This is a genomic window from Paracoccaceae bacterium (assembly GCA_033344815.1).
Classification (GTDB): domain Bacteria; phylum Pseudomonadota; class Alphaproteobacteria; order Rhodobacterales; family Rhodobacteraceae; genus Roseobacter.
Genome location: JAWPMR010000001.1, coordinates 1,836,243 through 1,849,222 on the forward strand (window position 1 = coordinate 1,836,243; position 12,980 = coordinate 1,849,222).

12 protein-coding genes are annotated in these 12,980 nt (G+C 57.8%); 5 read left to right on the forward strand and 7 right to left on the reverse strand.

What is annotated here, in order from left to right; all coding sequences use genetic code 11:
- Positions 1–44 precede the first annotated feature (44 nt).
- On the forward strand, positions 45–962 hold the full coding sequence (locus R8G34_08535) for a DMT family transporter (GenBank protein MDW3222914.1): 918 nt from the start codon (positions 45–47) through the stop codon (positions 960–962).
- Here the strand turns inward: R8G34_08535 and R8G34_08540 are convergent.
- A complete protein-coding gene (locus R8G34_08540; protein ID MDW3222915.1) occupies positions 880–1,599 on the reverse strand; it encodes a thiamine diphosphokinase in 720 nt (239 codons plus the stop codon). The two genes, R8G34_08535 and R8G34_08540, sit on opposite strands and share 83 nt — an antisense overlap.
- A 138-nt stretch (positions 1,600–1,737) precedes the next feature.
- On the opposite strand from R8G34_08540, the gene R8G34_08545 reads away from it, so the two are divergent.
- Positions 1,738–3,561 carry a hypothetical protein gene (locus R8G34_08545; protein ID MDW3222916.1) on the forward strand — a complete coding sequence of 608 codons (1,824 nt, stop codon included), beginning with the start codon at positions 1,738–1,740 and terminating at the stop codon, positions 3,559–3,561.
- A gap of 69 nt (positions 3,562–3,630) precedes the next feature.
- Here R8G34_08545 and R8G34_08550 read toward each other — a convergent pair whose 3' ends face one another.
- Together R8G34_08550 and R8G34_08555 are read right to left on the reverse strand one after the other, a co-directional pair.
- On the reverse strand, positions 3,631–3,855 hold the full coding sequence (locus tag R8G34_08550) for a DUF2842 domain-containing protein (protein ID MDW3222917.1): 225 nt from the start codon (positions 3,853–3,855) through the stop codon (positions 3,631–3,633).
- A 9-nt stretch (positions 3,856–3,864) separates the two neighbouring features.
- Complete coding sequence (locus R8G34_08555; protein MDW3222918.1) at positions 3,865–5,160, reverse strand: adenylosuccinate synthase; 1,296 nt, start codon at positions 5,158–5,160, stop codon at positions 3,865–3,867.
- Positions 5,161–5,327: 167 nt separating this feature from the next.
- On the opposite strand from R8G34_08555, the gene R8G34_08560 reads away from it, so the two are divergent.
- Entirely contained in the window at positions 5,328–5,723 is a 396-nt protein-coding gene (locus tag R8G34_08560) for a DUF6524 family protein (GenBank protein MDW3222919.1), read from the forward strand.
- 46 nt (positions 5,724–5,769) lie between these two features.
- Here the strand turns inward: R8G34_08560 and R8G34_08565 are convergent, their stop codons facing one another.
- Genes R8G34_08565 through nthA form a run of 3 tightly spaced genes read right to left on the reverse strand, consistent with a single transcriptional unit; the run spans position 5,770 to position 7,375 of the window.
- Positions 5,770–6,087 (reverse strand): nitrile hydratase accessory protein, encoded by a 318-nt coding sequence (locus R8G34_08565; GenBank protein MDW3222920.1) that lies wholly within the window; start codon positions 6,085–6,087, stop codon positions 5,770–5,772.
- The gene (gene nthB, locus R8G34_08570; protein MDW3222921.1) at positions 6,084–6,755 is read right to left on the reverse strand and encodes a nitrile hydratase subunit beta; all 672 of its coding nucleotides are present in this window, start codon (positions 6,753–6,755) and stop codon (positions 6,084–6,086) included. Before nthB ends, R8G34_08565 begins: the two co-directional genes overlap by 4 nt.
- Positions 6,752–7,375 (reverse strand): nitrile hydratase subunit alpha, encoded by a 624-nt coding sequence (gene nthA, locus R8G34_08575; protein MDW3222922.1) that lies wholly within the window; start codon positions 7,373–7,375, stop codon positions 6,752–6,754. The genes nthB and nthA overlap by 4 nt, the downstream gene beginning before the upstream one ends.
- A gap of 322 nt (positions 7,376–7,697) precedes the next feature.
- On the opposite strand from nthA, the gene secG reads away from it, so the two are divergent.
- Together secG and R8G34_08585 are read left to right on the forward strand one after the other, a co-directional pair.
- Positions 7,698–8,066, forward strand: a complete 369-nt coding sequence (gene secG / locus R8G34_08580) for a preprotein translocase subunit SecG (protein ID MDW3222923.1) — start codon at positions 7,698–7,700, stop codon at positions 8,064–8,066.
- Positions 8,067–8,239: 173 nt separating this feature from the next.
- The gene (locus R8G34_08585) at positions 8,240–9,886 is read left to right on the forward strand and encodes a CTP synthase (GenBank protein MDW3222924.1); all 1,647 of its coding nucleotides are present in this window, start codon (positions 8,240–8,242) and stop codon (positions 9,884–9,886) included.
- A 229-nt stretch (positions 9,887–10,115) separates the two neighbouring features.
- Here R8G34_08585 and R8G34_08590 read toward each other — a convergent pair whose 3' ends face one another.
- On the reverse strand, positions 10,116–12,761 hold the full coding sequence (locus R8G34_08590; protein ID MDW3222925.1) for a calcium-binding protein: 2,646 nt from the start codon (positions 12,759–12,761) through the stop codon (positions 10,116–10,118).
- Positions 12,762–12,980: the final 219 nt, after the last annotated feature.

A 12,980-nucleotide genomic window follows, 5' to 3' on the forward strand; every position in this document is an offset into this window, starting at 1 on the left:
CAGGTATTCTTGCGTTGACCCGGTGACAGTTCTACTTTCCGCCCATGGCAGTAGATAGACCCCTTCTTGGAATCATGTTGATGCTCGGATTTTGCGTCCTTGCACCTATGGGCGATGCCGTTGCCAAAATCCTGGGTCAGACCGTACCTCTGGGCCAATTGGTACTGGTGCGGTTTGCCATTCAGGCGCTTTTGTTGATCCCGATTGTCTGGGGCACGAACCGGATGTGGAAAATGCGCGGCCGTATTCTGTCGCTGACAGTTCTGCGGACGTTACTGCACATACTTGGGATCGGGATGATGGTGACCGCCCTGAAATTCCTGCCGCTTGCTGACGCGATTGCCATCGCCTTTGTCATGCCTTTCATCATGCTCATCCTCGGTCGGTATGCCCTGAACGAAGAGGTGGGGCCCCGGCGCTTGATCGCCTGCCTCGTGGGTTTTGTTGGAACTCTGCTGGTCGTACAACCGAGCTTTGCCCAGGTGGGCTGGCCGGCGCTGCTCCCCCTCGGGGTGGCGGTGAATTTCGCCCTTTTCATGCTGGTCACCCGGCAGATCGCCAAAGAAACCGACCCCATCGGGCTTCAGGCCGTCAGCGGCGTTATCGCCGTTGTGATCATGCTCCCGGTGCTGTTGCTCTTTCAGGGCTCCGGACAAGCGCAACTGCAACTGATTGCGGTATCCAGTACCGACTGGGTGCTCCTGCTTGGCATCGGGCTCCTGGGGACCTCAGCGCATTTGCTGATGACCTGGTCGCTGCGTTACGCCCCCTCGGCCACGCTCGCGCCCATGCAATATCTCGAAATACCCTTTGCCACGGTTATCGGATTTCTGGTGTTTGGCGACTGGCCCGACCCCTTGGCTTCAGTCGGCATCCTGATCACAATTTCTGCGGGTCTCTACGTCGTTCTGCGCGAGCGGGCCAGCGCGCGTGAATTGGCAGCCCAGCAAGCCGTTCCGTAACATCTCCCAGAAACCTGCGGGGCAGTATGCACAGCATCAGCGGTGCATCCATCTGCAATTGGATATCACCGGTGGCGCAATTGGACGTCCCCGACATGCATGACGGCGCGAACTGCAACCCTTCAATCGGCCATTGCAATCCTTCCGAACGCCCGGTGACCGGCCCCATCGGAAACAGTGACACGCGTGTGCCGGACGCCATCGGCAGTTCAAACTGTGGCGGGCAAACAAAAATGATATCTTCTGCGCCCAACACGACGCAGGCCACATCAGGATACATCACCAAAGTGTGCAGCACGCCCAGTTGATGATCAATCCGCGCTCCGGAGAACCCCACCGCGATGATGCAGGGGGCTGATATATTACGCAGCGCCTTGCCGAAATCCGTGCTCATCTGCTCGGGGATCTTGTGAAACCGCTCAGGCGGGATCTGCGCCACGCTCGCTGGCGCAATGGAATCCATATCACCAATCACTGCCGCCAGCTCTATCCCGGCCTGCAACACGATATCAGCGCCGCTGTCGGCCGCCACGCAGACCGGTGCCAGCGTCAGCGCCGCCGTCAGGTCCTGCGTTCCGACCGCGCCGCCCCCGACCAAAGTGACCGGTTTGATTTCATGGATAATTTTGATATTCACCTCGTATTAACGTCCTTTTTAGAAACAAAACACAATCTAGCCACGAAATGGTGCGATTGTTAGCAAGGATTCGAGACGTTTTAGACTTGTGGCATGTGGTAGACAGCTTGTTGAGATCACGCAGAGGACACATATCCGATGACGAAAGACAACAGAGTTTTGACGCTTTCCTATGGGACCCATGCCTGCACGCTTGAAGGGTTTGAAAACGCTCTGCACGCGGTTGAACCCATTTTGGAATACTTTCGGGACATGACGCAGGACGCACAGAGCGGCACTGTGGCGCGATTGCAACCAGACGCCGTGGTGTTGGCTCAGATTGCGGCGCGCGCTACATCCCTCGCGGTTGAACCAAGCCAGCAGGCCGGGCGCATTGTCCTGAGCGTGATTGAGGATCCACTTGTACCGCCACCAGCGGCAGCTGCCGAACCGACAATGGTCAAGTTGATGGGAGATGCTCTGACTGCAGCCATCGTCCAGAAAAAGCCTGATCCGCAAATTGCAGCCAAAGCCGCTGCGCTGGACGAAGAGACATGGGACCCGGACCCTGCCGTGCAAGATGCCCCGCAAAGTGCAGAAGCGTTTTTTGCCAACAGCACCCCGATTGCCTATATCGATGAAAACGACATGGCCGCGCCTCCTGTTGCGACGCATTCTGATGGGCGCGCACAGAGTGTAACCACCGCGTCGCCGCCCCCGGCAGATGACGATAGCGTTGCGGCGAAGCTGCGACGCATACACGACGTTCTGTCTCGCGAGGACTCCGCGTCAGCCGGCGCGCAAAGCGAACAAACCTCTCGGGACCAATTTCATTCCAAAGATCACATGGCGCCTGTGCAAAACACAACACTGACCGAGGCGGCAGAAGAGATCGCGGCAGCCCTTGTCGAGGATGACCAGATTGCGGTTCTGGCCGAAGACGTTTTCGACGCAGAAAAGGAAACTCTGCGAGAGACACTGAACAGTTTGACCTCTGATACGGAGCCGCCGCTTACAGAGCCCGAAGATGACGATGAGACAGAAAACGTGTTTGCTCGGACAGGTCCACAGCGTGATGCGGCGGGGAATAACAACGTTGGGACGCTGAGGCTACGCCGCGATTGGGCTGAGGGCACGGCGTTGCCGTCAAACACATCAGATGCGGGGGCTGACAAGGCCGCCTTCGACACTAGCACCGCGGACGATGATACGCCGGTCACTTCAGATCAGCCGCAGCCTGTGAAAACCAGTCTCAGGCGCCGGGACAGAGAGGCGGAAGGCGATCCTGCGGCACAGGAGCCGGCAGTGCATTACTGCTCGCCAGGGTTTGATCAAAGCGCGGGAGAAGACCTGTCGCGTCTGATGGCAAAAGCGGAGCATCAGATGGAAGACCCTGACGGCGCGACCCGGCGTAATGCGTTTTCACATCTTCGCGCAGCCGTGGCCGCACGTTTTGCCGACAAGAGCATGCGCGACGGGACCACGGAGACTGAAGCAACCAAGGCATATCGCAGCGACCTCGCAGAGGTGGTCAGACCGCGCCGCCCGGTTGCGTCCGTGAAACGTACCACGCGTCGGCCCAACGCACAGGCAACACCTCTGAAACTGGCCCCCGAGCAGCGTGTTGACATTGATGTGGTGATGGCAAAAAAACCGGCGGCTTCCCAACATGCTGCAACGTCGGCTCGGGCAAGTCCTGATGCGTCAGCGATGCCCGGCTTTGCCAATTTCGCCGAGGAAATGGGCGCAACGAAACTGCCGGATCTGTTGGAAGCAGCGGCGGCATATCTCTCCCTTGTTGAGGGGAGCAAGCAGTTCTCCAGCACGCAGGTCATCACGCATGCGCGCCTGGCAAAACGTACCCCTTTCAGCCGTGAAGAGGGCTTGCGCGCATTCGGGCAGTTGCTGCGAGATGGCAAGATCAACAAGCTCAAAGAAGGACGATTTACGGTTTCTGACACCAACAGTTTTGTGCCGGGCTGAAACGGACAATAATTTCTCCGTCACGCCAGCCGACATCACATTCTTCTGTTGTGACAAATGATCGGAATTCTAACCGTCCGGATTATCCGGGTCTGCCTGTCCGATGCCCCGGAACACATATTTGAACGGGATAATCCAAAGGATACCCAATCCGAGATAGACCAACACTTCCAGCCAGATCGACGGCCGTTCCATCCAGTTCACCAGCGTCACCGCGATGATGATGTAGGCTGGCAATCCCACCAGAAGAATCAACAGGGACAATCGGCGACGGGCTTTGTAACTTAACGGCATGGCGCTTTCTCAATCGGCAAAAGGGTCCGTCACAAGGATGGTGTCCTCCCGTTCCGGTGAGGTAGAAAGTAGCGCGACCGGACATTGGATCAACTCCTCCACACGACGCACATATTTGATCGCATTGGCGGGTAAATCGGCCCAACTGCGCGCGCCTTCGGTGGATCCGTGCCAGCCGGGCATTTCCTCGTAAATCGGCGTGCAGCGTGCCTGATGATCCGCCGCCGTGGGCAGATATTCCATCCTTTCGCCGTCCAGATCATAGCCCACACAGATCTTCAGCGTGTCAAACCCATCGAGCACGTCGAGCTTGGTGAAGGCAATACCATTCACGCCGGATGTTGCGCAGGTCTGGCGCACCAGCACCGCGTCAAACCAACCGCACCGTCGCTTGCGCCCTGTTACGGTGCCAAATTCACGGCCCCGCTCGCCCAGTCGCTGGCCGTCCGCATCGTCCAACTCGGTCGGAAACGGCCCCTCGCCGACACGTGTTGTATAGGCCTTGACGATGCCCAGCACATAATTGACCGCGCCCGGTCCGACGCCAACGCCGGTCGCGGCCTGTCCGGCAATCACATTGGAGGAGGTCACAAAAGGATAGGTCCCGAAATCAATGTCCAGCAACGCACCTTGTGCGCCCTCAAACAGAATGCGTTTGCCCGCCTTGCGCTTTTCGTTCAGCACCTTCCAGACCGGGGCCGCATATTGCAGAACACCCGGGGCGATGTCGTGCAGCTGCGCCAGCAGCGCGTCGCGGTCTACGGGCTCAATGCCCAAGCCGCGGCGCAACGGGTCATGATGCTGCAACGCCCGATCCACCCGCTCCTCCAATGTCGCTGGATCCGCCAAATCCGCCACACGCACCGAGCGCCGACCGACTTTATCCTCGTAAGCCGGGCCAATGCCGCGCCCCGTCGTACCGATTTTAGTGCCCTTGCTCGCAGCCTCTTCGCGCGCGCGGTCCAGCTCCCCGTGGATCGGCAGGATCAGCGGTGTGTTTTCCGCGATCATCAGGGTTTCAGGCGTGATTTCAACGCCTTGCTTGCGGATCGTATCGATCTCTTTCAGCAAATGCCACGGGTCCAGAACCACACCGTTGCCGATCACTGACAACTTGCCCCCCCGCACAACGCCGGACGGCAACGCGTTCAGCTTGAACACTTCGCCATCAATCACCAGTGTGTGCCCGGCATTATGCCCGCCCTGAAAGCGCGCGATCACATCGGCACGCTCGGACAGCCAATCCACAATCTTGCCTTTTCCCTCATCGCCCCATTGAGCGCCGACAACGACGACATTTGCCATGGCTGGTCCCTTTTGATGTGCTTCAAACCCGGGTCGGTATAGCCGCGCACAGCACGGGGCGAAAGGTGAAAAACAAGACACCTCAAACGCGCCTGCCCCATAGACAAGCCCGCACCGCGCCGCGTATCTAACCGCCTCAGATGACGCATGAATTTGGAGCGCCCCTGATGGGATTTCTGACCCGGTGGTTTTTTGCCTTTGCGCTTGTGGCGCTGACCTTCAATCCGACGCCCTATAATTACGTGACTTGGCTGCGTGATTTCGGAGCCGCAAACCTGTCTGTTGCCGTGCTGCTCGGGCTGGTCCTGACGGTGGGCTATATCATCTATCTGCGCGCCACGTTGCGCTCGATCGGCGCCGGAGGCATGGTTTTGGTGCTGGCGATCCTCGCGGCCCTTGTCTGGGTTCTCTATGATCTGGGCGCGTTAAAACTGGAAAGTGCCGGGTTCAAAATCTGGTTGGGGCTTGTGGCGCTTTCGTTTGTATTGGGGATCGGGCTCAGCTGGAGCCATGTACGCCGCGCCCTTTCGGGTCAATCCGATATGGATGACGTGGACGACTGATACGCCGCCGTTAGCAAGACAGCGAGCACAACAGCGCTTGGACATCCTACGTTTCCAGCGTCACGGGTGCCCCATGCGGCGTGCTCAAATAGGCATTTTCCCAGGCTTGTTTGACCCTCATAGCGTCTTCCGCTTCGGCCAACCCCATGCTCGCCAGATAATGCTCCAGCGTTTCCAGCCAGGCGGCGAAATAATCATCCCCGCCGTCCAATTCACGCGCCAGCCCATGGCGTTTCAACGTGGCACCAAAACGCGTGGCCCAGTCCGGCCAGTCAAAATGCCCAGCTTCATTCAATACAACAGTCAGTGCAAACACCTGCGCATGCCAGGGTTCTGAAAACTGAGGCTCCGGTTTTTCACTCATGCCGGTTCCAGATAGCTCTGCCACAGATCAAGCACGACCTCATCACGGGGATGCTCCGGGTGGGACCACAATTCAGAGGCCGCAAAAACCACCGCATAAAGCGGCTCGGCTGCGTCGCCCAACCCATGCGCCGAACTGTCGGGCAGGATATGCGTGCCATGAAACCGCACCACACGCCCAACCGCCCCGGCGGCATAGGACGGCAACCGCGTATGCCCGCCATCGACCAATATGTTGGCCGCAATACGCCGCGTGCGCACGGCGTCTCCGGGATTAAACGCTGCTGTAATATCGCTGGGTCGGTCTGCCGGTCCGCCTTTGGCCAAAACCGCCGGCACGTCACGCGCCTGCAACGTGGCCGGCGCGCGGGGTGTGGCATCAGCGTCCCCGCGGGACAGGTCCCGCGCGCCTACCATGCCCTTTGCAACCAGCAAATCTGCCAGCCCCGCCATCCATTTTTCGTAATAGGAAAAGCCCGCGTAATCCATCGGTGCAAGGCACTCGCGGGCATGGCGTGACACATCAATGTTCCACTTGCCATGCGCGCCAGACGCAAGCGTCACCGCCAGGGCGCGCGCGTGCCAATCAGCATGAAACACCTCGCCCTCGGCTTCCGGGATGACCGGCCCATCGCCGTAGCGCCCCCCCATATCATGCGGGCGAGTCACGTCGCAGCCTCCGGTGCCAGCGCCAACCCTGTCCCGATCATACTATCCCGCGTGACCAGATCCATCAGCGCGGCCTCATCCATATCTTCTGTCCCTTCAGGGCGTTGCGGGATCACAAGATATCGCACCTCAGCAGTTGAATCCCAAACACGCACCGCTGTTTCCGGCGGCAAAGCGACCCCAAAATCGGCCAGAACGGCGCGCGGCTCACGTACCGTACGGGCACGGTAGGCATCCGATTTATACCATGTGGGCGGAATGCCCAGCAACGGCCAAGGATAGCAACTGCACAGCGTACAAACGACCATATTATGCGTGGCGTCCGTGTTCTCAACCGCCACCATATGTTCGCCCTGCCGACCGTAATACCCCAGATCCGCCACGACGGAGGTGGCATCTTCCAGCAGACGCGCCTTGAAATCGGGATCTCGCCAGGCCCGCGCCACCACATGGGCACCGTTGCGCGGGCCGATCTTGTTTTCATAGGTGTCAATGATCGCGTCCAGGGCGGCCGGGTCAATCAGCCCCTTGCGCGTCAGGATCGTTTCCAATGCTTTGATGCGCAAGGCGGGATCAGGTGGCAAAAGGCTGTGCGGGTGGTCAGGGTCATCATGAGGCATATGCGCATCTTTGCGGCGGCGCTCTCCATTGTCCAGCCTTTGCAAAACACACTTATCCACAGGCTACATTTTTTATGCGATTTTGCGCGAGTTTTATGGTATGGTTATCTTATGGAGCGAGTCCGCAGCGCCTCAATTCCAGGATAACCCTCTTAGTCTGCGCGCATGACAGACCAGCTTCGACAGACCGTCGCCCGGATCAAACCGCTGGTGGCGGTCTCGCCTTGTGAAACCCTCTTGCTTTTCGACGCTTTCCTCCCTTGCGAGCCGGGCCAAACTTCCCTAGATACCCCCAAAGCCGTTCCAAACCCGCAGGTCTTTAATGGAAAACGTCGTCCTGATCGTCCACCTTATACTGGCGCTGAGCCTGATCGCTGTTGTCCTGCTGCAGCGCTCTGAGGGCGGAGGCCTGGGTATGGGTGGTGGCGGCGGCGGCGGTGCCATGTCAGGCCGTTCCGCAGCAACAGCCTTGGGCAAAGTCACCTGGCTGCTGGCAATTGCCTTTATCTGCACCTCGATCACGCTAACGATATTTGCCGCCGAGAATGCATCGGGCTCTTCGGTTGTGGACAGGCTGGGTGTCACACCGCCTGCGCTCAACCAACCGGCATCGCCGGATGTGCCGGATGGTGGCGCGCTCCTGCCGCCGGGCCCGGATGACAACGCACCTTTGGTCCCCCTTGCGGATTGATCGCTAACGACAATACCTTGCGGATGCGCGACGAAATGCAACATCATGTTGCGTCATGCCTTGCGTAAGCACACCGAATCCTGTTAGACTTAAGTCCCGTGGAGTTGCGTGTTTCGCGCCCCATTTGAGCGGCCTTTCACACACCGCCAAGATGCACGGGAGCAAATCAAACCATGGCACGTTATATCTTTATCACCGGCGGCGTGGTCTCCTCTCTTGGCAAAGGTCTGGCCTCCGCCGCCTTGGGCGCTTTGCTGCAGGCGCGTGGCTTTTCGGTGCGTTTGCGCAAGCTGGATCCCTATCTGAACGTTGACCCCGGCACCATGTCGCCCTTTGAGCACGGCGAAGTTTTTGTCACCGATGACGGGGCGGAAACCGATCTGGATCTGGGCCACTACGAACGATTCACCGGCGTGTCGGCGCGCAACACTGATTCCGTTTCTTCCGGGCGCATCTACTCCACCGTGCTCGAAAAAGAGCGGCGCGGCGATTATCTGGGCAAAACCATTCAGGTGATCCCGCATGTCACCAATGAGATCAAAGCCTTTCTCGACGTGGGCGGGGATGAGGTCGATTTCATGCTCTGCGAGATTGGCGGCACCGTGGGCGACATTGAGGGCCTGCCGTTTTTCGAGGCCATCCGCCAATACAGCCATGACAAACCGCGCGGCCAGTGTATTTTCATGCATCTGACGCTGCTGCCCTATCTCGCGGCGAGCGGGGAATTGAAAACCAAACCGACGCAGCATTCGGTCAAGGAATTGCAAAGCATCGGCATCGCGCCCGACATTCTGGTTTGCCGCTCCGAACAGCATATCCCTGAAAAAGAACGCGAGAAAATCGCGCTCTTCTGCAATGTGCGCAAAGAGGCCGTCGTGGCCGCTTATGATCTCAAAACCATCTATGATGCCCCGCTGGCCTATCACGAACAGGGGTTGGATCAGGCGGTGCTGGATGCGTTTGATATTTCTCCCGCGCCCAGGCCCGATCTGACTGTCTGGCGCGATGTCTCCGACAGGGTGCACCACCCCGAGGGCGAGGTGAAAATCGCCATCGTTGGCAAATACACCCAGCTAGAAGACGCCTATAAATCCATTGCCGAGGCGCTGACCCACGGTGGCATGGCCAACCGCGTCAAGGTCAAGGTGGAATGGGTGGACGCCGAGGTGTTTGACCAGGCCGATGACGTCGCCCCTCATCTTGAAGGGTATAACGGCATTCTGGTCCCGGGGGGGTTTGGCGAGCGCGGTACAGAAGGCAAGATCAAGGCGGCCGAATTCGCCCGCACCCGCAAGGTCCCCTATCTGGGCATCTGTCTGGGCATGCAAATGGCCGTCATCGAGGCGGCGCGCAATGTGGCGGATATCAAGCTCGCAGGGTCAGAGGAATTTGACCACGAATCCGGAAAGAAGCGTTTTGAGCCGGTTGTTTATCACCTGAAAGAATGGGTGCAGGGCAACGCGAAAGTCTCCCGCAAGGTCGAGGATGACAAGGGCGGCACAATGCGTCTGGGTGCCTATGACGCGGTGCTGACGGCAGGTTCAAAAGTTGCCGAGGTCTATGGCAGCACAACAATAGATGAGCGCCACCGCCACCGCTATGAGGTCGACATCAAATACCGCGAACAGCTTGAAAACGCCGGTCTGAGCTTTTCGGGCATGTCCCCTGATGGCAAATTGCCCGAGATTGTGGAATGGCCCGATCATCCGTGGTTTGTTGGTGTGCAATTCCACCCCGAACTCAAATCCAAACCCTTTGCCCCGCACCCGTTATTCAAGGATTTCGTGCGCGCCGCCAAGGATATCTCGCGGCTGGTCTAGACGTCGCGACCTAAACCCGAAGCGGGCGTTGGCAGCCACTTCCGTTGACCGAACGCGATAAGCGCTTCATAAGGTCGCAAGTAAAGCTCGAAATACGATAGGCGTCGTAACTGGCTTTCAGGCCGGTCTGTAGCCTGCGCGGCCCGCTTAGCCCACCATCCGCAATTCTAAGGCTGTGTAACCGGCAAGGGCGTCATGTCGTGGACGGCTCTCCAGACGTTTTCCGGTTTTACAATATGAAGTCTGTCGCAAGGTAATCACCTGCCAAGATCCCGACACCATCATTGATGCGGATGGCAAGGTCGATGGCATTGTCGCCATCCGTCAAACCATAGACCCGTGTCTGGTCGTTCGCATTCTCGACCCAAAGCGATCCGGCCCCTGCCGCCAATCCTTGTGCGGTTGTCAATGCGCCCAGAAAAGTGAAGGCCTGCGTGCCCGCGGTTTGTGTATCTGCGTCTATCGCGGAGAGATCGATCACATCGCCACCGGCAGCACCCACGCCAGCGATCCCATCAATGAGGTCCGCGAACCCAAAAGCCGACTCCGCCGCGGCTGAGAAGACAAAAACATCATTATTGGCCTGACCGCGCAGAATATCCTGTCCGCCTCCCCCGTTGAGCACGTCATTGCCGTTGCCGCCGACCAGCACGTCATTATCCGCGCCCCCTTCCAGCAGGTCAAATCCGTCGCCACCGCGCAGCGTATCTACACCGGCACCCCCAAAGAGTTGATCCGCTTGCGCGTTGCCGTCCAGAATGTCATTGCCCGCACCACCGAACAGCATGTCTTCGCCCGAGCCGCCAAAAATCAAGTCATTCCCATCCTGACCGGATAGCATATCATTGCCACCGCCGCCGCGCAGGATGTCGTCACCGTCACCACCAGTGAGGGTATCCGTGCCGATATCGCCCGCCAGCACATCATCGCCTGCATCGCCGTTGATGATGTCATTACCGCCACCGCCATTGAGCGTGTCATTGCCCAGACCACCGTGCATGGTATCGTTGCCATCCCCGCCAAACCCGGTGTCATCTCCCTCCTCGCCGCTCAGCGTATCTTGTCCCTCTCCGCCGCGCAGAATGTCATTGCCGTCGCCCCCGTTGATACTGTCATCCCCAGCCTCGCCCACCAGCACGTCATTGCCTACGCCACCGTCAAGACTGTCATTCCCGGCACCCGCATAAAGGCGATCATCCCCGGCGCCTCCCTCTAGCAGGTCATCCCCCTCGCCACCGTTGAGCCGATCATTTCCTTCTTCGCCAATCAAAACATCATTCCCGGCGAACCCGAGAATGCGGTCAGACCCGCCGCCGCCTTCTATGCGGTTCGCAACCGATGACCCTTTCAAATCGTCATTCCCGTTTCCGGCGATGAGGTTCTCAAAGTTATAGAACGCCTCTCTCGCTTCCGCCGGTGCGCCAAAGTAATCCGTCTCACCCGTCTCGAGGTTGATGGCGTAATTGCCGTTGAAAGCCGTGGTATCCAACGTGTCGATACCCGCTTCCCCGTTCAGGTATTTGAAGTCTCCGGGGAGAGCGAAATCGGCACTGGAAATGATCAGGTCATTGCCGCCGCCCCCATAGAAGTCCCCGCTGCCAGAGGTATAGATGATATCATCCCCGGCCTGACCCAGAATTGTGTCGCCAATTTCACCTTCTAGGACGGTTGAGCCATTGACCCCGGTCGTGATCACATCGGTGGCGAGGAAATTCGTGCGGATCTGGCCATAGTCGTCCGGGTTGATGATCTCGCCCCTCGGGTCCCAAATGGAGGAGAAAAGCTCATTGTTTGGACCTTGCCATCCAAACAGCACGCGACCATCCGCAGCCAGCCCGATTTCGACGTCCGCACTATTGAATGTCCCCCCGGCGCCCACGAAAAAAGCATCGCTTTCAGGGGTGCCATCAGCGTTGAAGCGGCGCGCATAAACATCATTTACCGGGTCTGTGTCCCAAGCGAGAATGAATCCGCCATCATGCAGCCCAATCACCCGGGGTATAGCTCCATGACTACCGCTGGAATTTGGTTCGTAGTGAAGTGTTCCGACCTCAGCACCCGTTGAATCGTAAACCTGCGAATAGACTTCATTATTCAATCGGAAAGCAATTACGAAACCTCCACCGGCGAGACTTGCAAAGTGGTTCACGCTCCCGCTGACAGATATCTCTATCAATGGGGTCAATGCTGTGCCTGCGCTGTCAAAGACAGAAAACGCGTAGCTCGTGTCTGACCCGTCCGAGATCGAGTATATGGTTCTGTAGCTGCCATCACTTAAGACATCCACGCTGTGTGTGAAGACAGTTGCGCCTGGTGCCGCCGCCGGGGGTTGGATAAATCGACCTACATTGCCATCGCCGTCGATTAACCGCGCGCCTGTATAGTCAAGCGTGATATCGTTGAAAGGCACATAGAAACCTGCACTCTCAGGCACAAGGTTCACAGCAAATTTTGAAGTAGTAAGAAAATTGGATTGCACGCCAACTATGGTTGCAAATTCCTTTGGCCCGTCCAGATCAAACTGCTCAAATCTTATGGCTCTTTCGTCGGGTCCATATCGAGCTTCACTTGCATCTACAAAGCTGATTGCAAAACCGTCGTGGGTCGCCGTGACATTGTGGTCGGTTTCGCCATCACTGAAGAAGTACGAATTAAGCTGGAATGAATCGTAGACGACCAAACCATCTGCGTCGTAAATTTTTCCAACGATGTCGCCGCGCGGTGATGCTCCTATGACGCCATTCTGACCCTCATCCCATGTGACCAGAATCCACCCGTTCGCCAGTCCCAGGACATTTTGATTGCTTTGAAAGCCGATTGAAGCATCACCGGTATTTACTTGAAATGGGCCTGCCCACTGGGTTGGCTGTGCCATAAAAAACGTCCTTGAAAAAAAGCTGACCGATCAGTTAACAATGATAGATCCGGATCTTTTGCCCGAGTCAATTGGTACTCGAAGTATTTGGAAATAATAATTTTCTTCCGCCACCAAAGACACCGGTTCCCGCAATTCAGCGTAGAAAATTTTTGCCTGAGGTTGATCAAATTGTCAGATTTCAACCTGGGAGTCTCGCGGTGCTGCGCGGCATCCAAC

What these genes read in the sequence shown, in the direction of transcription:
- secG (MDW3222923.1), top strand. Translation starts at nt 7,698, where the DNA reads ATGGAAAACGTCGTCCTGATCGTCCACCTTATACTGGCGCTGAGCCTG.
- R8G34_08590 (MDW3222925.1), bottom strand. Translation starts at nt 12,761, where the DNA reads ATGGCACAGCCAACCCAGTGGGCAGGCCCATTTCAAGTAAATACCGGT.
- R8G34_08560 (MDW3222919.1), top strand. Translation starts at nt 5,328, where the DNA reads ATGGGATTTCTGACCCGGTGGTTTTTTGCCTTTGCGCTTGTGGCGCTG.
- R8G34_08565 (MDW3222920.1), bottom strand. Translation starts at nt 6,087, where the DNA reads ATGAGTGAAAAACCGGAGCCTCAGTTTTCAGAACCCTGGCATGCGCAG.
- R8G34_08555 (MDW3222918.1), bottom strand. Translation starts at nt 5,160, where the DNA reads ATGGCAAATGTCGTCGTTGTCGGCGCTCAATGGGGCGATGAGGGAAAA.
- R8G34_08535 (MDW3222914.1), top strand. Translation starts at nt 45, where the DNA reads ATGGCAGTAGATAGACCCCTTCTTGGAATCATGTTGATGCTCGGATTT.
- R8G34_08585 (MDW3222924.1), top strand. Translation starts at nt 8,240, where the DNA reads ATGGCACGTTATATCTTTATCACCGGCGGCGTGGTCTCCTCTCTTGGC.
- nthA (MDW3222922.1), bottom strand. Translation starts at nt 7,375, where the DNA reads ATGCCTCATGATGACCCTGACCACCCGCACAGCCTTTTGCCACCTGAT.
- R8G34_08550 (MDW3222917.1), bottom strand. Translation starts at nt 3,855, where the DNA reads ATGCCGTTAAGTTACAAAGCCCGTCGCCGATTGTCCCTGTTGATTCTT.
- R8G34_08545 (MDW3222916.1), top strand. Translation starts at nt 1,738, where the DNA reads ATGACGAAAGACAACAGAGTTTTGACGCTTTCCTATGGGACCCATGCC.